General features: G+C 36.0%; 19 protein-coding genes, 2 tRNA genes and 2 rRNA genes (1 of these 23 cut by a window edge). 19 read left to right on the top strand and 4 right to left on the bottom strand.

The window, feature by feature from the left end:
• The 9 genes from WCV66_RS02030 to tsaD form a co-directional block, all read left to right on the top strand.
• Positions 1-777, top strand: a 23S ribosomal RNA gene (locus WCV66_RS02030); it begins 2,153 nt to the left of the window's first position.
• Positions 778-986: 209 nt separating this feature from the next.
• Positions 987-1,102, top strand: a 5S ribosomal RNA gene (gene rrf, locus WCV66_RS02025).
• 40 nt (positions 1,103-1,142) lie between these two features.
• A tRNA-Met gene (locus tag WCV66_RS02020) sits at positions 1,143-1,219 on the top strand.
• Positions 1,220-1,222: 3 nt separating this feature from the next.
• A tRNA-Asp gene (locus WCV66_RS02015) sits at positions 1,223-1,299 on the top strand.
• A 213-nt stretch (positions 1,300-1,512) separates the two neighbouring features.
• Complete coding sequence (gene thiL / locus WCV66_RS02010; protein ID WP_338787797.1) at positions 1,513-2,496, top strand: thiamine-phosphate kinase; 984 nt, start codon at positions 1,513-1,515, stop codon at positions 2,494-2,496.
• A gap of 15 nt (positions 2,497-2,511) precedes the next feature.
• Positions 2,512-2,985: a tRNA (adenosine(37)-N6)-threonylcarbamoyltransferase complex ATPase subunit type 1 TsaE gene (gene tsaE, locus WCV66_RS02005; protein ID WP_338787796.1), complete on the top strand. Its 474-nt coding sequence runs from the start codon at positions 2,512-2,514 to the stop codon at positions 2,983-2,985.
• Positions 2,966-3,655 carry a tRNA (adenosine(37)-N6)-threonylcarbamoyltransferase complex dimerization subunit type 1 TsaB gene (tsaB, locus tag WCV66_RS02000; protein WP_066335712.1) on the top strand — a complete coding sequence of 230 codons (690 nt, stop codon included), beginning with the start codon at positions 2,966-2,968 and terminating at the stop codon, positions 3,653-3,655. Before tsaE ends, tsaB begins: the two co-directional genes overlap by 20 nt.
• Before the next feature lie 13 nt (positions 3,656-3,668).
• On the top strand, positions 3,669-4,121 hold the full coding sequence (gene rimI / locus WCV66_RS01995) for a ribosomal protein S18-alanine N-acetyltransferase (RefSeq protein WP_338787795.1): 453 nt from the start codon (positions 3,669-3,671) through the stop codon (positions 4,119-4,121).
• Positions 4,118-5,140 (top strand): tRNA (adenosine(37)-N6)-threonylcarbamoyltransferase complex transferase subunit TsaD, encoded by a 1,023-nt coding sequence (gene tsaD, locus WCV66_RS01990; RefSeq protein WP_338787794.1) that lies wholly within the window; start codon positions 4,118-4,120, stop codon positions 5,138-5,140. Before rimI ends, tsaD begins: the two co-directional genes overlap by 4 nt.
• A 605-nt stretch (positions 5,141-5,745) precedes the next feature.
• On the opposite strand, the gene WCV66_RS01985 is transcribed toward tsaD, so the two are convergent.
• Positions 5,746-7,683 (bottom strand): ABC-F family ATP-binding cassette domain-containing protein, encoded by a 1,938-nt coding sequence (locus tag WCV66_RS01985; RefSeq protein ID WP_338787793.1) that lies wholly within the window; start codon positions 7,681-7,683, stop codon positions 5,746-5,748.
• Positions 7,684-8,067: 384 nt separating this feature from the next.
• Between WCV66_RS01985 and moaC the strand changes: the two genes are divergently transcribed.
• From moaC to tatC, 4 genes are all read left to right on the top strand, one after another.
• On the top strand, positions 8,068-8,562 hold the full coding sequence (moaC, locus tag WCV66_RS01980; protein WP_066335697.1) for a cyclic pyranopterin monophosphate synthase MoaC: 495 nt from the start codon (positions 8,068-8,070) through the stop codon (positions 8,560-8,562).
• 197 nt (positions 8,563-8,759) lie between these two features.
• Positions 8,760-9,404, top strand: coding sequence for a redox-sensing transcriptional repressor Rex (locus WCV66_RS01975; RefSeq protein WP_066335693.1), 645 nt, complete (start codon positions 8,760-8,762; stop codon positions 9,402-9,404).
• 23 nt (positions 9,405-9,427) lie between these two features.
• Positions 9,428-9,622 (top strand): twin-arginine translocase TatA/TatE family subunit, encoded by a 195-nt coding sequence (locus WCV66_RS01970; protein WP_066335688.1) that lies wholly within the window; start codon positions 9,428-9,430, stop codon positions 9,620-9,622.
• 17 nt (positions 9,623-9,639) lie between these two features.
• Entirely contained in the window at positions 9,640-10,398 is a 759-nt protein-coding gene (gene tatC, locus WCV66_RS01965) for a twin-arginine translocase subunit TatC (protein WP_066335685.1), read from the top strand.
• 4 nt (positions 10,399-10,402) lie between these two features.
• Here the strand turns inward: tatC and WCV66_RS01960 are convergent, their stop codons facing one another.
• Both WCV66_RS01960 and WCV66_RS01955 read right to left on the bottom strand, forming a co-directional pair.
• The gene (locus WCV66_RS01960; RefSeq protein WP_066335683.1) at positions 10,403-10,606 is read right to left on the bottom strand and encodes a YdiK family protein; all 204 of its coding nucleotides are present in this window, start codon (positions 10,604-10,606) and stop codon (positions 10,403-10,405) included.
• Positions 10,603-11,337, bottom strand: coding sequence for a type II CAAX endopeptidase family protein (locus tag WCV66_RS01955; protein ID WP_338787792.1), 735 nt, complete (start codon positions 11,335-11,337; stop codon positions 10,603-10,605). Before WCV66_RS01955 ends, WCV66_RS01960 begins: the two co-directional genes overlap by 4 nt.
• 332 nt (positions 11,338-11,669) lie before the next feature.
• Here WCV66_RS01955 and groES point away from each other — a divergent pair, with 332 nt between their 5' ends.
• The 4 genes from groES to WCV66_RS01935 all read left to right on the top strand — a co-directional run bounded on the left by groES (position 11,670) and on the right by WCV66_RS01935 (position 14,310).
• Positions 11,670-11,954 (top strand): co-chaperone GroES, encoded by a 285-nt coding sequence (gene groES / locus WCV66_RS01950; protein ID WP_026561982.1) that lies wholly within the window; start codon positions 11,670-11,672, stop codon positions 11,952-11,954.
• Positions 11,955-12,011: 57 nt separating this feature from the next.
• Entirely contained in the window at positions 12,012-13,649 is a 1,638-nt protein-coding gene (gene groL, locus WCV66_RS01945) for a chaperonin GroEL (protein WP_066335680.1), read from the top strand.
• 137 nt (positions 13,650-13,786) lie between these two features.
• Positions 13,787-14,014, top strand: a complete 228-nt coding sequence (locus WCV66_RS01940) for a hypothetical protein (protein WP_338787790.1) — start codon at positions 13,787-13,789, stop codon at positions 14,012-14,014.
• Positions 14,015-14,037: 23 nt separating this feature from the next.
• The gene (locus WCV66_RS01935; protein ID WP_338789384.1) at positions 14,038-14,310 is read left to right on the top strand and encodes a tyrosine-type recombinase/integrase; all 273 of its coding nucleotides are present in this window, start codon (positions 14,038-14,040) and stop codon (positions 14,308-14,310) included.
• A 655-nt stretch (positions 14,311-14,965) separates the two neighbouring features.
• On the opposite strand, the gene WCV66_RS01930 is transcribed toward WCV66_RS01935, so the two are convergent.
• Positions 14,966-15,457, bottom strand: a complete 492-nt coding sequence (locus WCV66_RS01930; RefSeq protein ID WP_338787789.1) for a hypothetical protein — start codon at positions 15,455-15,457, stop codon at positions 14,966-14,968.
• Positions 15,458-16,043: 586 nt separating this feature from the next.
• Between WCV66_RS01930 and WCV66_RS01925 the strand changes: the two genes are divergently transcribed.
• The gene (locus WCV66_RS01925; protein WP_338787788.1) at positions 16,044-16,460 is read left to right on the top strand and encodes a hypothetical protein; all 417 of its coding nucleotides are present in this window, start codon (positions 16,044-16,046) and stop codon (positions 16,458-16,460) included.
• Between the two features lie 819 nt (positions 16,461-17,279).
• Positions 17,280-18,302 (top strand): DUF3231 family protein, encoded by a 1,023-nt coding sequence (locus WCV66_RS01920; protein ID WP_413789655.1) that lies wholly within the window; start codon positions 17,280-17,282, stop codon positions 18,300-18,302.
• The last annotated feature ends 112 nt before the right edge of the window (positions 18,303-18,414 follow it).

The raw sequence follows: 18,414 nt of genomic DNA, 5'->3' as shown, positions 1-18,414 counted from the left end.
AGGAGCCTGAGAAGCCGGAGCGCTAGCTTCGGTGGAGGCGTCGGTGGGATACTACCCTGGCTGTATTGAAATTCTAACCCACAGCCCTTATCGGGCTGGGAGACAGTGTCAGGTGGGCAGTTTGACTGGGGCGGTCGCCTCCTAAAATGTAACGGAGGCGCCCAAAGGTTCCCTCAGAATGGTTGGAAATCATTCGTAGAGTGTAAAGGCACAAGGGAGCTTGACTGCGAGACCTACAAGTCGAGCAGGGACGAAAGTCGGGCTTAGTGATCCGGTGGTTCCGCATGGAAGGGCCATCGCTCAACGGATAAAAGCTACCCCGGGGATAACAGGCTTATCTCCCCCAAGAGTCCACATCGACGGGGAGGTTTGGCACCTCGATGTCGGCTCATCGCATCCTGGGGCTGTAGTCGGTCCCAAGGGTTGGGCTGTTCGCCCATTAAAGCGGTACGCGAGCTGGGTTCAGAACGTCGTGAGACAGTTCGGTCCCTATCCGTCGTGGGCGTAGGAAATTTGAGAGGAGCTGTCCTTAGTACGAGAGGACCGGGATGGACGCACCGCTGGTGTACCAGTTGTCTTGCCAAAGGCATAGCTGGGTAGCTATGTGCGGAAGGGATAAGTGCTGAAAGCATCTAAGCATGAAGCCCCCCTCAAGATGAGATTTCCCATAGCGTAAGCTAGTAAGATCCCTGAAAGATGATCAGGTTGATAGGTCTGAGGTGGAAGCGCGGTGACGTGTGGAGCTGACAGATACTAATCGATCGAGGACTTAACCTAAATAGAAAAGCGGAAGAAGCCCGCTTAAATCCATAGGGAATTGGAGCGATCGAGAAGAAGTCGTTCTTTGACTTCGTACGAGAGAGTGAAATTACCGTAGGATTTGGCTTCTGTAGCTGGACAAAGTAAAAGCGTAAACTCAGTTAAGTGAATTGAATTGTGAATCGTTATCTAGTTTTGAAGGAATATCCCTTCAACTTAATATTTTATCTGGTAATGATGGCGAAGAGGCCACACCCGTTCCCATGCCGAACACGGAAGTTAAGCTCTTCAGCGCCGATGGTAGTTGGGGGTTTCCCCCTGTGAGAGTAGGACGTTGCCAGGTGATTTCTTAAGTTAATTAATAACTAAATACTTTTTATTATCGCGGGGTGGAGCAGTCTGGTAGCTCGTCGGGCTCATAACCCGAAGGTCGCAGGTTCAAATCCTGTCCCCGCAACCAAATGGTCCGGTAGTTCAGTTGGTTAGAATGCCTGCCTGTCACGCAGGAGGTCGCGGGTTCGAGTCCCGTCCGGACCGCCATTTTTTGATTGTTACGAAACATAGATGTTTCGTTTTTTTTATGTCCTTTTTTAATTACCTTTGAGCAAAAAAAATTGTAATGCCAACATAAAGATAAATGTGATACGATAGAATGTGAAAAACTTGGATAAACTACAACTATTAGCTAAACTAAAAAGAGATCATTCCTTAGGAAACAATTCCTAAGGTTTTTTCATAATTTAGGAGAAAGACATGGATGAATTTGATTTTATTAGTAAAATAAAACCCAATCGAATATTTCAAAAAAATGTAAAAGTAGCAATTGGTGATGATGCTGCTGTTTATGAGCCTTCAGTTCATAAAAATCAAGTAGTATGTGTTGATTCAATGGTAGAAGGTGTACATTTTCTTAAAACTTTATCTTCTCCGCGAGAAATTGGTTATAAGTCGTTAGCTGTGAATATAAGCGATATTGCAGCAATGGGCGCAAACCCTATCTATTATTTGGTTTCTATTGCTATTCCATCTAGTTGGGAAGAACATGAGCTTTTAGAGATATTTAAGGGAATGCAAGAGCTTGCGGAAATGTATCAAATGGATTTATTAGGCGGTGATACGGTTTCTACTGCAGACAAGCTTACTATAACAGTTACGGTTATTGGTGAAGTAGAACCCAACGTACTGACGCTTAGAAGTAATGCTAGAGATGGAGATATCGTTTTTGTTACAGGGAATATTGGAGACTCTTCTGCTGGATTAGCTGTATTATTAGACCAAGTAGCGATTGAAGATAAAAAGAATAAGAATTATCTTATTAATCGTCATAAGAAGCCAATTCCACAGGTTAAAGTGGGTAGGCTTATCGCAAAACTGGAAAGAGCTTCTTTAAATGATATTAGTGATGGTTTAGCAAGTGAGCTTCATGAAATTGCTGATGCAAGTCAGTTAGGAATAGAAATTAATGAAATTGATCTTCCAGTTAGTAGTGAATTGCTCTTATTAAAGAATTTTAATGATATAAACAAGTGGATCCTTTTTGGTGGTGAGGATTTTGAGTTAGTTGGTACTACCTCAATAGAATTATGGACTGAATTAAAACAAGCATGTGATGAGCAAATGATTAAAATTACCAAGATTGGCCTGGTTACTTGTAGCCATTCTGGCGTTTTACTAAAGAGAGAAAATCAAGAAGTGATAAAGCTTGAAAAGTCTGGTTACAACCACTTCAATAGATAAGTAAGGTGAGTAAGAGTGGAAGAATTCGAATTTAGTACAAATAGCTCTGAAGAAACATTAGAAATTGCAAAGCGCCTTTCTGAAAAGGTGAAAAAAAGTGATGTTGTGACACTTGAAGGGGATTTAGGTGCAGGAAAAACAACATTTACAAAAGGTTTAGCAAAAGGTTTAGGAATAAAGCGCAATGTAAACAGTCCGACTTTTACAATTATTAAAGAGTATAAAGATGGAAGATTGCCTTTATATCATATGGATGTTTATCGTTTAGAGGACGCTGATGAAGATTTAGGCTTTGATGAGTATTTTCATGGAAATGGAATTACAGTGGTAGAGTGGGCACATCTAATAGAAGACCAATTACCAAGTGAACGATTGGATATAAAAATCTTATATGTAAATGATTCAACAAGGAAAATCATGATGACTCCATATGGTTCTCATTATGTTGAAATATGTAAGGAGTTAAGCAATGAAAGTATTAGCAATTGATACGACCAATTATGTGCTCGGAATAGCGTTAGTCGATGAAGGAAATGTAATTGGTGAGTATATTACAAATTTGAAAAAGAACCATTCTGTACGTGCAATGCCAGCTATAGATAGGTTACTAAGTGATTGTGACGTAACCCCGCAGCAGCTTGATAAAATAGTGGTAGCTACTGGTCCTGGATCATATACTGGGGTTCGTATCGGAGTATCAATCGCGAAAACAATGGCATGGTCTTTGAAAATCCCAATAGTAGGTGTCTCTAGTCTAGAAGTGTTAGCAGCAAACGGAAGATATTTTAATGGATTCATTTCTCCTATATTTGATGCGAGAAGAGGCCAAGTTTATACTGGCTTATATCAATATGCTAATGGAGGATTAGTAACAATTAAAAACGATCAAAATCTTTTACTTGCTGATTGGCTAAAAATACTTGAGGATAAAAAGGAACGGGTTTTATTTGTAGGTAATGACGTTGTGATTCATAAAGAAACAATTGTTAGCACGTTAGGAGATATGGGTGAATTTGGACAAGTTACGTTAAATAACCCGAGACCAAGTGAACTAGGGTTAATTGGCTTAACAAAAGAAGCGTCAGATGTCCATTCCCTTGTTCCAAATTATATCCGACTAGCTGAAGCAGAAGCAAAATGGCTAGAACAGCAAAAGTAAGATGGTGGAGAACTTGGATAGTAGGTTTACGATAAGAAAGATGCAAAGAGAAGATGTTGAAGAGGTTTATCAAATCGAATTGCTTTCATTTTCAGCACCTTGGTCGAAAGAGTCATTATTTTATGAACTCGAGCAAAATTTATTTGCAAAGTATTTAGTAGTGGAATTTGAGGGGAAAGTAATTGGCTACTGCGGCTTATGGGTGATTATGGATGATGCACAAATTACAAACATAGCAGTACACCCCGATTATCGTAAAATGAAGATTGGTGAAGCTCTTCTAAGGTTTTCAATCCAGTTAAGTAAAGAAATGAATGCAAAACGGTTATCCTTAGAGGTAAGAGTTTCTAATCATATTGCACAATCTTTATATAAAAAGGTCGGGTTTTTATCAGGTGGAATAAGAAAGAGATATTATACAGATAATCAAGAAGATGCTTTAGTAATGTGGGTGAATTTAGTATGAATCGAACAGATCAATATATATTAGGTGTTGAAACAAGCTGTGATGAAACAGCTGTAGCTATTATTAAAAATGGTCGTGAAATCGTAGCAAATGTAGTAGCCTCACAAATTGAGAGTCATAAGCGATTTGGAGGTGTAGTCCCTGAGATTGCTTCTAGACACCATGTTGAACAATTAACAATTGTCTTTGAGGAAGCAATGAAACAAGCGAACCTTGACTTTAATGACTTATCAGCCATTACTGTAACTGAAGGACCAGGTCTGGTTGGTGCCTTATTAACAGGGATTAATGCCGCAAAAGCATTAGCATTTTCCCATGGTATACCACTTATAGGTGTTCATCATATAGCCGGCCATATTTATGCAAATCGTCTTATTAAAGAGTTAGAGTTTCCGTTATTAGCTTTAGTGGTATCAGGTGGGCATACTGAGCTTGTTTATATGAAAGAACATGCTAATTTTGAAGTGATCGGTGAAACATTGGATGATGCAGCAGGGGAAGCATATGATAAGGTTGCAAGAACTTTAGGGCTCCCTTATCCTGGTGGTCCACATATTGACCGATTAGCACATGAGGGAAAACCAACAATTGATTTGCCAAGAGCTTGGTTAGGTGCAGGATCATTTGATTTTAGCTTTAGTGGACTCAAATCAGCAGTTATAAATACGCTGCACAATGCAAAGCAAAAGGGAATAACATTGGAAGCTAAAGATGTTGCTGCTAGTTTTCAAGCAAGTGTTATTGATGTGCTCGTGACAAAAACATCACAAGCTGTGGATAAATATCCTGTAAAACAACTGTTACTAGCTGGTGGTGTTGCAGCAAATAAAGGCTTGCGTACAGCTTTAGAAAAAGAGTTTTCTTCAAGGGATGGGTTAGAATTAATTATTCCACCTTTGTCCCTCTGCACAGATAATGCAGCAATGATTGCGGCTATTGGTAGCATTCTATATGATAAAGGCATTAGAAGTGATTTAGCTTTAAATGCGAATCCTGGACTTGAATTAACATCATATTAAAAGGTGGCTCAATTGGGTCATAACCTTCCTAGTTTACTTATATATAGATCTTTTACCTTGTATTGATCTATATATTGAGCTGAAGGTATGATTGAGTCACCTTTTTTATATGTAAATGAGAGTTATGAACAAAGTTATCCACAGAATATGCACGATATTTGTAGAATTGTGTAAAACGAGTAAAAATCCTGTCATATCAGCATAGTTTAGGTTGTGTATAACTAGGATAGTTTTTAGATTTTTTGTGGATAATGTGTATAAGTCTGTTGATATGTTGGAAATAAAGGAATTATAGTGTGGATAAAAGTAAAGAAAACCTTACTGATCTCTCTATTATTATCTATGCGTTAAAAATATGTCGAAAGATATATGTAACTCACATTTAAAGTAAAAAACAGCGAAGTTGCTTCGCTGTTTTTTTAAAAAGTAAAGAAGTATAACTTTTATACTTAGTTTTGGTGTCTAGCTCCAGCGCCTAGCGCCTAGTGAACTTCACACTCCTTATACGCTAAGTCAACATCGAATCGCTAACGCTCTTCGTGTTTCCTTTATCTCATACGGAGTGCTCTTGTTTCTCGTCGCTGAGCAAGCCGCTTCCGCTTTTCTTAGTGTAACTCTTCCCATTCATTCATTAAATTTTCTAGCTTTGATTGAAGAAGTTCATTCTCAGAGTTAATTCTTTGTACTTCTTCATGATTTTGATAGATGTTTGGATCACAGAGAAGAGCTTCATTTTTTTCAATTTGTTCCTCTATATGACCTATCTCAGCCTCGATCTCTTCTATTCTTCGTTGCTTCTGTCTTTCAAGCTTTTTTTGTTCTTTTTCTTGTTGATAGGAAAGTTTACCTTCTGGCTGTGCTGTCATCACCTTTTGAGAAGCCGATTTTCCCCCAGCCTCCTGTTCTAACCGTTCTAGCTCTAATTGTTCTTCCTTTTTAGTTAGGAAATAATCATAGTCTCCTAAGTACTCTCTCAAATTATTAGGTGAGAGTTCAAATACTTTTGTAGCGATTCTATTGATAAAATAGCGGTCATGTGAAACAAATAAAATTGTTCCAGGGTAATCAATTAATGCGTTTTCTAAAATTTCTTTACTATCTAGATCAAGATGGTTTGTCGGTTCATCCAGAATAAGAAAGTTCGCGTTTTGAAGCATTAGTTTTGATAGAGCAAGTCTCGCTTTTTCTCCACCACTGAGAGTTGAAACAGACTTTAAAACATCGTCACCAGAAAATAGAAAGTTTCCTAGAACTGTACGAATTTCCTTTTCGGTCTTCTGTGGATATTCATCCCAAAGCTCGTCCAGCACACGCTTATTAGATGTTAAATCTGCCTGCTGTTGATCGTAATAGCCAATTTGCACATGGGAGCCAAGGGCAAATGAGCCAGTTAATGAGTCGAGCTTCTGAACAATAGATTTGAGTAATGTAGATTTACCAATACCATTTGGGCCAACTAGTGCGATACTATCACCACGTGAAATAGAAAAGGATATGTTTGAAATGACAGGATGAACCGAGTCATATGAAACAGAGATGTCTTTAGCCTTTAAGACATCATTTCCACTTTGTCTTTCAATATCAAATTGAAAGTTGGCTGATTTTTCGTCACCAAGTGGCCTATTCATTAAATTCATTTTCTCTAACTTTTTTCTTCTGCTTTGTGCGAGCTTAGTTGTCGAAGCACGGGCTAGGTTACGTTGGATAAAGTCTTTTAACTTAGCTACTTCTTCCTGTTGTCTTTCATAGCTTTTAAGCTCTTTTTCGTAGTTTTCTGCTTTATACTGTAAGTAGCTGCTGTAATTACCGAGATATTTTGTACTCGTATGTCGACTAATCTCGTATACTTGGGTTACAATTTTATCCAAAAAGTATCTATCATGAGAAACAATTAAAATCGCTCCAGGGTAGTTTTGCAAGTATTGTTCAAGCCATGTCAAGGTTTCAATATCTAAGTGGTTAGTTGGTTCATCTAATATTAAAAGGTCAGGGCTTGTTAATAGTAATTTCCCTAGTGCGAGGCGGGTTTTTTGGCCACCACTCAACGAAGATATTTTAGTACCTGGATCAAACTCGCTAAATCCGAGTCCATGAAGGATAGATCGAATATCAGCTTCATATTGATAGCCACCATTTTCTTTGAATTTCACTTGTAAGATGTCATATTCTTTTAGGAGTTTCTCGAATTTAAGTGATTCATGGGCAGGGTCAACTGTTGCCATTCTTTGCTCAACAAGTCTCATTTCTTTTTCCATTAACTGAAGCTCTTTAAATACTAAATTCATTTCTTCCCATATTGATAATTGAGATTCTAATCCCGTATCTTGAGCTAAGTAGCCGATTGATACATCTTTTGGTTTAATGATATCACCAGAATCATGTGACATGACTCCAGCAATTATTTTTAAAAGGGTTGATTTTCCAGCCCCATTACGTCCCACAATGGCAACTTTGTCTCTTGTTTGTACTTCTAGCTTAATATTCGATAAAATAGGGTCAGCGCCGAAATATTTACTAAGTTGATTTATTTGTAACAATATCATTGTTTTCACCTCTACTAATGCTTTAAGTTTAGCTTAATAGGGACTTATGGGCAACAAAGATACAATAGATATCTATATTGTTGGACGGAGTGTTCTTTTTCTACGTCTCTTAGCAAGGCGCTTGCGCTTTTGTTCTCGTTTAGGAAATTATAAAATTCTTAAACTGTGGATAAGCGCACGACATCCAGCTCCAGCGCCTAGCCCCTCGAGGTCATAAGCTAATTTAGAATTGAAGGCAAAGAACGCCTTCTATTCTAAATCATCTTATGCTTGTCGGGGCTGTTCAAGGCGCTTGCGCTTTTGGTCTATCCATATAATTGTCACAATAACAAACAGACAGATTTTAAAAAATAGTGTATAGTCTACGTATAAGGAGATATGAATATGTCAGAATTTACCCATTTTAATGAGCAAGGCAGAGCGAAAATGGTTGATATCTCTGCAAAAGAAATAACAGTTAGAACAGCACGTGCAAAGACAAGCATTCAAGTGACAAAAGAGGTATATGAAAAGATCACCAATCATGAAATTGGAAAAGGTGATGTATTATCTGTTGCACAGGTTGCTGGTATAATGGCAGCTAAACAAACATCAAATGTCATCCCTATGTGTCATCCTATTCCAATTAAAGGTGTAGATATTGAGTTTGAATGGGAAAAAAGTGATAGTACATATATACTTTTGATAAGTTCAACTGTAAAAACAAAAGGCAGTACAGGTGTCGAAATGGAAGCGTTAACCTCTGCAAGCATTTCAGCGCTTACAGTTTATGATATGTGTAAAGCTGTGGATAAAGGGATGGTTATCGGACCAACCTATCTAGTAGAAAAAACTGGTGGCAAAAGTGGAGATTTCATCAGGGAAGATATAATGAGCTAGTGAATAACAAATAGTTGATTGATAAAACATCTTAGTTAAAAGCAACTAGTTCTTGCAATAAATAGTATTTATTATGTTGCGCCGTTCACGCCGCCATATTGGTGTTGGGCTTGTAGTTATACACAGTTCTTCCCTTCATTTTGGATGGTGACGTTGGTACGTCATAGCACGTTTTGTATGAATGTGAGGGATAAAGAGTGAATATAGAACAATCTAAAATTCCGCAGGCAACTGCTAAGCGTTTGCCTTTATATTACCGGTTTTTAAAAAATTTACACTCATCTGGCAAGCAGCGTGTTTCTTCTGCCGAGCTAAGTGATGCTGTAAAGGTAGATTCTGCCACTATTCGGAGAGATTTCTCATATTTTGGTGCGCTAGGTAAAAAAGGGTATGGTTATAATGTGAATTATTTGTTATCCTTTTTTAGAAAAACATTAGATCAAGATGAAACAACGAAGGTATGTTTAATAGGTGTCGGTAATTTAGGGACAGCTTTTTTACATTATAATTTTACCAAGAATAATAATACTGTTATTTCACTTGCATTTGATGTTGATAATAAGAAAATTGGAACAGAAATTGGTGGAGTTCCTGTCTATGATTTAGATCATCTCGAAGAAATTATTCCAGAGGATGTAACTGTAGCAATTTTAACAGTACCTGCAACTGTCGCTCAGTCTATTACTGACAGACTTATTGTCAAAGGAATTAAAGGGATCTTAAACTTTACTCCGGCCAGATTAAATGTTCCAGATGAAATACGGATCCATCATATTGATTTAGCGGTTGAGCTTCAGTCGTTAGTTTATTTTTTAAAACATTATCCTAATGAAGATAAATAATAAAGACAGGGAGGTGGATTTCGATGCCAACACTTGGATTCGGAAGCCTATTATTAATTGCATTTGTTGCATTACTTATTTTTGGACCAAAAAAGTTACCTGATCTTGGTAAAGCAGTAGGTAATTCATTACGTGAATTTAAAAATGCAACAAAAGGTTTAGCAGATGATGAAGAAGATGATGTGAAAAAGATAGAAAAGAAGGACGAAGTCAAGTAAGATAGGATGAAACCGATATGAAAAATAATGAAATGTCGGTCATTGAACATATAACAGAGCTTAGAAAACGACTTGTTATTGTTGTCGTTTTCTTTTTCATAGCTATAATTGCTGGCTTTTTACTTTCAAGACCGATTATCGTTTATTTACAGCAAACAGATGAAGCAAAGAATTTAACACTAAATTCGTTTAATTTAACAGATCCATTAATGGTTTACATGCAATTTGCGTTTCTTATTGCATTTGTCATAACGTCACCTGTTATTTTGTATCAGCTATGGTCGTTCGTTAGTCCGGGCTTATACGAGAAAGAAAGGCGCGTTACTTTAAGTTATATCCCAATGTCACTAGGGTTGTTTTTTGTCGGGGTTTCCTTTTCATATTTTATCTTGTTTCCATTTGTGGTTGATTTTATGGAAAGGATCTCAAATGATCTAGAAGTTAATCAAGTAATTGGAATTCATGAATATTTTACTTTTTTATTGCAGCTAACTGTTCCGTTTGGGCTGCTGTTTCAGTTACCTGTAGTTATTATGTTTCTTACAAGATTAGGAATTGTTACGCCGATGTTCTTATCTCAGGTGCGAAAATATGCCTACTTTGTTCTACTTGTCATTGCGGCACTTATTACACCACCAGAATTAACATCACATTTAATGGTTTCGATACCGTTGTTTATTTTATATGAAATTAGTATTTGGGTATCCAGAATTACATATAGGAAAGCTCAGAAGCTAAGGTTCGAGGAAGAGAATGCAAAAAATGAGACTGAATAAAGTCTCATTTTTTTTTGTTCATTTTTTTGATTTTACTAGATAGGATAAACATTCTAATTGCCACTCCGATATCAAAGGTTGCAATTAGAATTAAAACGATTGTCGGAAAAGAAAAAATTCCATTTTCAGCACTGTTAATTGCTAAATACGTAAACAGCAACCCCATCGTTAAATAAAAGAATCCCATGGATATAGGGTTTGTTCTCATGTTAAAAGGCCTCCAATAATAACTTGCACTTGCTGCATGTCTTCAACTTGCTTCATCATTTTTTCAATGTCCTCACGAAATACAGTTTGAACTATGATTACCATCGTATTCATTGCCACATGGGCAAAGATAGGTACTATGATCCGCTTTGTTTTTACATATAAAAAGGCAAAGGTAAAACCCATCGACGCATATAAAAGAAGGTGCTGAGGCTCACCATGCAAAAGCGAAAAAAGAAGTGAGCTGATAAGGCCAGCAATGATAAAGTTCGTCCTTTTATATAACACACCAAAGATTATTTTTCGGAAAATGATCTCTTCTAATATCGGTCCGATAATTGAAGTAACAATAATGACTAATGGTGTTACTTCGATGACACTAACAATCATTTCTGTGTTTTCTGATCCAGGCTCTACACCAAATAGATTAATTTCGATGTTTGCAGCAAGGCTCTGGGCGAAAATAGCTAATAAGAATCCGCCAATTGCCCAACCGACAGAAGCGCCAACAGATGAAGGTTCCCCGCGAAGTAAACTCTCATTCTTACGTTCTTTCCTTAATAAAAAGAGAATAATGATAAACGCAAGGGTAAAGCTAAAGATTGTCCAATATGCAAATCTTTCAACCTGTGTAGCTCCTATATCTAAAAAATGAAATAATCTGATCCCAGCAACCCCTGAAAGCTGCATGAGCATATATGTTAATAAAATAAACCAATAATGCTTTTTCATAGAGGCCTCCTTCATTTGACTAATGATGAGATATTTGACAGAAACATCTGATCAAGGAATTGAACTTGGGCAAAATTAATCAAACCCTATTGTATCATACCTTCCTATTATCATATGTATGATAACTATGGTGAATTAATCAAAAGTTGTTTATTCAATTTACAATTTAGACATAATCTATTAGGCAAGTTCTTCAAAAAAATTTTAACTTCAGACTTGAAATTAGAAGAGATCTTATATAATATAATAATTGTGTTAGCACTCAAGGACAACGAGTGCTAATAAAAAGGAAAAATAATCATTTTTTAACGAATTTGAGGAGGTTGTTTCACTTGTTAAAGCCATTAGGTGATCGCGTTATTATCGAGTTAGTTGAATCAGAAGAAAAAACTGCTAGTGGTATCGTCCTTCCAGATAGTGCGAAAGAGAAGCCACAAGAAGGTAAAGTAGTAGCTGTTGGTACAGGTCGTGTATTAGATAGTGGAGAAAAAGTAGCTCTTGAAGTAGCAGAAGGCGATCGTATTATCTTCTCAAAATATGCTGGTACTGAAGTGAAATATGAAGGTACAGAATACTTAATTTTACGTGAAAACGACATTTTAGCTGTTATCGGTTAATAGAAACAGCACACATATCATAGAAAACATTTAAAACTTTGAGGAGGTCTTGTAAAAATGGCTAAAGATATTAAATTCAGTGAAGATGCTCGTCGTTCAATGCTTCGTGGTGTTGATGCATTGGCAGATGCTGTTAAAGTTACATTAGGACCTAAAGGACGTAACGTCGTATTAGAAAAGAAATACGGTTCTCCTTTAATTACAAATGATGGTGTTACAATTGCGAAAGAAATCGAATTAGAAGATGCTTTCGAAAACATGGGTGCTAAGCTTGTTGCTGAAGTTGCTAGCAAAACAAACGATGTTGCTGGTGACGGTACAACAACTGCAACTGTTTTAGCTCAAGCAATGATCCGTGAAGGCTTAAAGAACGTAACTGCTGGAGCTAATCCAATGGTTGTTCGTAAGGGAATTGAAAAAGCTGTTGCTGTTGCTTTAGAAGAGCTACAAGCGATTTCTAAACCAATCGAAGGTAAAGAATCTATTGCACAAGTTGCTGCAATCTCTTCAGCTGATGAAGAAGTAGGTCAATTAATCGCAGAAGCAATGGAACGCGTTGGTAACGACGGTGTTATCACAATTGAAGAATCTAAAGGTTTCTCTACTGAATTAGAAGTAGTAGAAGGTATGCAGTTTGACCGTGGTTATGCATCTCCATACATGGTAACTGATTCTGATAAAATGGAAGCAGTTCTTGAAAACCCATACGTATTAATCACTGATAAAAAAATCACAAACATTCAAGAAATCTTACCTGTTTTAGAGCAAGTTGTTCAACAAGGTAAGCCTCTATTATTAATTGCAGAAGATGTAGAAGGTGAAGCATTAGCTACTCTAGTAGTTAACAAACTTCGCGGAACATTCAATGCAGTAGCAGTAAAAGCACCTGGCTTCGGTGATCGCCGTAAAGCAATGCTTGAAGATATTGCGATCTTAACTGGCGGTGAAGTTATCACTGAAGAATTAGGTTTAGATCTTAAATCTGCTAATATTGATCAATTAGGCCGTGCATCTAAAATTGTTGTTTCAAAAGAAAATACAACAATCGTTGAAGGTGCTGGAGAAGCTGAACAAATTGCAGGCCGTGTAAGCCAAATCCGTGCTCAATTAGAAGAAACTACTTCTGAATTTGATAAGGAAAAATTACAAGAACGTTTAGCTAAACTAGCTGGCGGTGTAGCAGTAATCAAAGTTGGTGCTGCAACTGAAACTGAATTAAAAGAGCGTAAACTACGTATCGAAGATGCTCTAAACTCTACTCGTGCTGCAGTAGAAGAAGGTATCGTTTCTGGTGGTGGTACTGCTCTAGTAAATGTATATAACAAAGTAGCTGCACTTCAAGAAGAAGGCGATACTCAAACAGGTATCAACATCATTCTTCGTGCACTTGAAGAACCAGTTCGTCAAATCGCACACAATGCAGGACTTGAAGGGTCTGTTGTTGTTGAGCGCTTAAAGAAAGAAGAAGTTGGAATTGGCTTCAACGCTGCAAACGGCCAGTGGGTAAACATGTTTGAAGCTGGTATCGTTGACCCAACTAAAGTAACTCGTTCTGCGTTACAAAACGCAGCTTCTGTAGCAGCTATGTTCTTAACAACTGAAGCTGTTATTGCTGACAAACCTGAAGAAGGTGGCGGCGGCATGCCTGATATGAGCGGCATGGGCGGTATGGGTGGAATGGGCGGCATGATGTAAGGCTTTTGAGCCAAACATCTGAGAAATAGTTAATGCTATTTTTCACCCGATTTCACTTAAGTTGTGAAGTAGTCATGTGAAAAACTTATATCGATAGCAATAACCACTTCCTATAAAAAATTAGGGAGTGGTTTTTTATGTTGTTAAAATTTGCGTATCAAGACTTTTTGGATGACAGACGTTTCAAGAATACGACCAAGACGAATATCAAAAATTATGAAATGCTTTTAGGGAAGTTTGTGGATTATTGTATTGAGAATCAAGTGGTTAATGTTGAAGAGATTACGTATAGTCATGTTAGGCAATATCTTTTAAATTGCCAAAAAAAGGTAACGAAGCGAGTACCATCAACTCAAAACTATTAAGAGTTCGTGCATTTTTGAATTATATGGTGGAATGTGAAGTCATTAAAAACAATCCTGCGAAAAAAGTTAAGAGGCAAAAAGATGATGTAAAGATTGATGTTTTTAGTGATGAGCAAATTAAACAAATGTTGAACTTTTACAGACGTATCAAACAAAGAGATAAAAGTTATGTTGCTTATCGTGATTATATGATTATTGTGACCATTCTTGGTACAGGGATAAGAAGAGGTGAGATTATTAATCTTAAATGGTCTGATGTTGACTTCATTAACAAAACAATTTCTATTTTTTGGTAAGAGTAGAAGAAAGGATACTATTCCAATTACAGATAAGTTGTCAAAGGAATTAGCGGGATACAAAACCTTCTGTAAACAATATTGGGGAACTTTAAGTGATTATGTTTTTGTGAAACGGGATAACACCATAATGACTGATAATTCATTGATGTTAGTTTTCAGATATTTAGGGCAAAAAAATGAATTTCAAAGATGTTCGTGTTTCCGCTAATTTGCGGCAGGTTGGAAAAAAGTGAATAATAAATAAGATAGCCAGTTGATATGACTGTTATACCTATGCATATCTCATGTGGAATTTACTTCATAAAGAGTAATGGAAAGAGAAAATCCGATCCCAATTCAGGATCGGTTTTTTTATAGTTTCTTATGTAATATACTTTATAAAGAGAAAAAGAGTGTTGAGATTTCAAGAATTTCCATTTACCGATAATTTTAATAGCCGCTTCAATTTTGTCTCGATTATTTTTATTTCGAGTAAAGTTTAATTAGTTTATCTACACCATGGGTTCTATTTGTAATCTTATTACTTTTTGCTTGGTCATATAGAGTTTCAACATTATCACGAGCATTTCATCAATTGTGTCTATCAAATGGACAAGGTTTTTTGTTTTTAAATTTGAATAATTATGCCAGACAGGCATTTTCTATAATAACCCTAACACAAGACTATTATTCTATAGGGTGTGGTTTGGGCTGGGATACTTTTTGTGGCAGGTCCGTAAATAACAATTAGATCTCGGTTCGCAGGGGTTCTTGAAAAGAGTTGCCCATTTGTTAATACTATTTGAGTATATGGAGAAATATTTAATCGTAATCGTCCATCACTACTCTCCAACTCACTATTAAAATAATCTACTTTTACATTCTGATATGGGCTATCTTTTACCATGACAAGTGCTTGATATTGTGGAGGGTAGATAAGAAGAGCAGGTGCATTTCCGTCATAATATCCAGTCACTCGATCTCCTACTGCCACCATTACATGGTCTACAAAGTAAGTTGTGGGTGACACCACGAAATTTACTAATGCTCCCAATCCGTTTTCTACAGATATTAATTTATAACAGCCTTCTCCTTCACCATTTTGACCTGTAAAAAAATCACTAATCATAGTGACAGTCCCTTGAAAAGAATAAAAATTTGTCATACAATACCTCCATTGCTTACACATTTGAACTTAAGCAAGCGTCACTTTTCAACAGAGCTTAGCATTTATCCTGCTTTATTTCGTATATGAATTGTTGAAATTCCCATCTCAAATTATTAGTGTAATATGATCTGTGAAGATTCTGGTTTCAACGTTTTTTCTTTGTTTTAAATAGACGAAATCAATTATATCGTCACCTATAACGTCACCTTGCTTCTTGTCAAGCAACACTACGTTACCAGAATAAGTATAGTTACCATACGTTTGTTCTTGAAATTGCCTGTACAAATAACTCCGCCCTTATAAACATTTGGTAATTAATTTATGTACCATATGCAGGTAAATACCTATATGACACCATAAGTTAAGAAAATGTTTTGTATAGTTATGTTTAGGGGATTCAAAAGTGAAAAAATGTGTATTATTAATAAACCATGAAAGGGCTATTAATTTGTGAGGTCTGCAAGGATCTTTTCCAAGAAACAACTATTTTATAGGTAAACACACATTTCTTAGAGTACAAGTTGATGGGTAAATGACTAAAGAATATGATGATGTGAGATTAAAAAGAAAAGGAGCTCATTTTATGTATCCTAGTCATATAAATCTGTATTATAATTATCCGAATATTCAAGAAGCTTATTTATATTCAACTCCATTCCAAGCTGAGAATTATTACTTTGCAAACCCTGATGAAAGACAATTTGGTGGGTTTCCATCTCCGCATGCACCACCTAGTCAAGGTTCAACGGCAGGACCACCAACTTCACCACCGCCATCTTTTCTTCCTCAACAACAAGTAGAAGCATATGCAGTTGACCCAGGTGGTATTGCAGGATGTTTATTCAGATACACGTATGTATGGATGAGAGGTTTTGAACAATTTTGGTTTTATCCAACATTTGTTGGTCGAAACTCTGTCGCAGGCTATCGTTGGACTGGATTTAGATGGGTGTATTTTGGAATAGACCTACGACAAATTCAATCGTTTACTTGCTTTTAATAAGAAAGGGTTTGTGAATGAATATATTAATAAGTGAGTTCTGAATGTCATAAATATCGAAAGGTTTAATTGTTTAAAAAAATAAGTGATTTATACCTTTTCATTTTATAAACAAGGAGATCTAAAAATAATTAGTAAATTAAAGGAAAATAAAATAACTTTTAATGTGTTTTAAAAGGGTGGGAAAAGACCTACCAAATGATCAAAAAAAATGCTCATGATTTTGCTCATCGCCTTTTTTTCTTCAGTTTTGAAATATTTTAAGTGAAAGATGAAAAACCTATAATATCAATGATTCTATAAATGTATTTTCCTTTATTAAATATCTTGATGAATGTGCGGCATGATGTAAGGCATTTGAGCCAACAGGTGAACTTGTCAAGTAAATGCTTTTTTCTAAACGATAGACTACTTCCTAAATCAAAAAAGTAACATCAGGTTATAGATCTTACAGACATAAACTTGTAAAACATTATTATACCGCAATTTTAGAACATGAAGTTAAAAGTATTACACACTCTCATCTTACGGGCTTTATGATGTAATAAACATCATAAAGCCTTGACATATAGGGATTTTTAAGAATAAAATCATAATTTTGCCCATAGGTAGGCAAAAAATGCTCACTTTTTTCTCGAAAATCACCATATCAGAGAAGGTCTTTCATCAGTTTACAACTGGTGGGAGGCCTTTTTTTCATTTTGGCGGTCATATGAGCGTAGATATTCAATGTAACATATCACTTTACATAAAATTAAATCTTAACGGTAATCCTAAACAAAAATGCGTGAAAGGGGATTACTGATGGATTTAAATCCAATGGATATTTTAAAACCCATTAATTTAAGCACAAAAGAATTAGATGAATCTCAATCTTTAACATCAGTTGAAATGGGTAAACTTTGGGCTACTTATAATGGAAACAGCATGTCAATTCAAATCCTAAGTTATTTTCTTCGACATTGTGATGATGAATATATTAAGACGCTATTGGAAAATGGTATAGCATTAAGTAAGGATTTTATACAGAGGATAGAGGTTTTTTTAAAAAAAGGTAATTTCCCAATACCTGTAGGATTCACTAATGATGATGTAAATCTAGGTGCCCCACGTTTATACGAAGATGTATTTTATGTACACTATTTGAAATATGCAGCTAAGGCAGGGCTTAGCATTTACGCCGTGGCAATCCCATTAGTAATGAGGGAAGATATAAGAGAATTTTTTGTTTATTGTATGCAATCCACAACTATCTTCTTGGGGCAGATAAATAATGTTTTATCTGAAAAGAAATTAATTTCAAAACCTCCTATTATACCAACACCTGAAGGAACTGATTATATTCAAAAACAGAATTACTTAAAGGGTTTTGTTGGTGATGTCCGACCATTACATGCATTAGAAATTACTCATCTTTATGATAATATTGAAAATAACACAACAAGTAAGGCGTTATTATTGGGATTTTATCAGATCGTTAAGGATGAAAAGATAAAGGCTTTGTTTAAACGAGGTTTAGAGATGACTGATAAAGCAGTTAAGCAATATATGGAAAAATTTCATAAAGAAAACCTATTATCACCGTCATTTATCGACCATTTAGTCACAACGTCTACATATCCACCTTTTTCCGATAAAATAATGTTATTTCATAAGGTTGACATGTTCTCCATGAAAATAAGGTCGTTTGGAAATTCACTAGCGGTAAATGGAAGAAGAGATTTAGCAATGTTATATGGAAGAACTCTCATAAACATTGGATTATTTGTTGATGATGGTGCAAATATTTTAATTGAAAAGGGATGGATGGAATCACCTCCAAAAGCATATGATCGAACTTAATTATTAGCCAATTTGTCAGTTCTGTTGCTATTTATGGATTTTAGATCGTTCATCGTTTTTTTTACTTAATTTTATAAACTTGTGAAAATAATTCTCTGTGAGGTAAGTATCT

The sequence above is a fragment of the Metabacillus rhizosphaerae genome (genome assembly GCF_037201795.1).
GTDB classification, from domain to species: Bacteria; Bacillota; Bacilli; order Bacillales; family Bacillaceae; genus Metabacillus; species Metabacillus rhizosphaerae.
Note: the sequence above shows the minus strand (reverse complement) of the source record. Positions and strands in the feature narration are given on the sequence as shown.

Excerpts from the sequence above, each read along its gene's own strand:
- WCV66_RS01955 (WP_338787792.1), bottom strand. The coding sequence starts at position 11,337 with ATGAAAAAGCATTATTGGTTTATTTTATTAACATATATGCTCATGCAG.
- thiL (WP_338787797.1), top strand. The coding sequence starts at position 1,513 with ATGGATGAATTTGATTTTATTAGTAAAATAAAACCCAATCGAATATTT.
- tsaB (WP_066335712.1), top strand. The coding sequence starts at position 2,966 with ATGAAAGTATTAGCAATTGATACGACCAATTATGTGCTCGGAATAGCG.
- moaC (WP_066335697.1), top strand. The coding sequence starts at position 8,068 with ATGTCAGAATTTACCCATTTTAATGAGCAAGGCAGAGCGAAAATGGTT.
- tatC (WP_066335685.1), top strand. The coding sequence starts at position 9,640 with ATGAAAAATAATGAAATGTCGGTCATTGAACATATAACAGAGCTTAGA.
- groL (WP_066335680.1), top strand. The coding sequence starts at position 12,012 with ATGGCTAAAGATATTAAATTCAGTGAAGATGCTCGTCGTTCAATGCTT.
- WCV66_RS01985 (WP_338787793.1), bottom strand. The coding sequence starts at position 7,683 with ATGATATTGTTACAAATAAATCAACTTAGTAAATATTTCGGCGCTGAC.
- WCV66_RS01935 (WP_338789384.1), top strand. The coding sequence starts at position 14,038 with ATGGTGGAATGTGAAGTCATTAAAAACAATCCTGCGAAAAAAGTTAAG.
- WCV66_RS01930 (WP_338787789.1), bottom strand. The coding sequence starts at position 15,457 with ATGACAAATTTTTATTCTTTTCAAGGGACTGTCACTATGATTAGTGAT.
- WCV66_RS01925 (WP_338787788.1), top strand. The coding sequence starts at position 16,044 with ATGTATCCTAGTCATATAAATCTGTATTATAATTATCCGAATATTCAA.
- tsaD (WP_338787794.1), top strand. The coding sequence starts at position 4,118 with ATGAATCGAACAGATCAATATATATTAGGTGTTGAAACAAGCTGTGAT.
- WCV66_RS01920 (WP_413789655.1), top strand. The coding sequence starts at position 17,280 with ATGGATATTTTAAAACCCATTAATTTAAGCACAAAAGAATTAGATGAA.
- WCV66_RS01960 (WP_066335683.1), bottom strand. The coding sequence starts at position 10,606 with ATGAGAACAAACCCTATATCCATGGGATTCTTTTATTTAACGATGGGG.
- WCV66_RS01970 (WP_066335688.1), top strand. The coding sequence starts at position 9,428 with ATGCCAACACTTGGATTCGGAAGCCTATTATTAATTGCATTTGTTGCA.
- WCV66_RS01940 (WP_338787790.1), top strand. The coding sequence starts at position 13,787 with ATGTTGTTAAAATTTGCGTATCAAGACTTTTTGGATGACAGACGTTTC.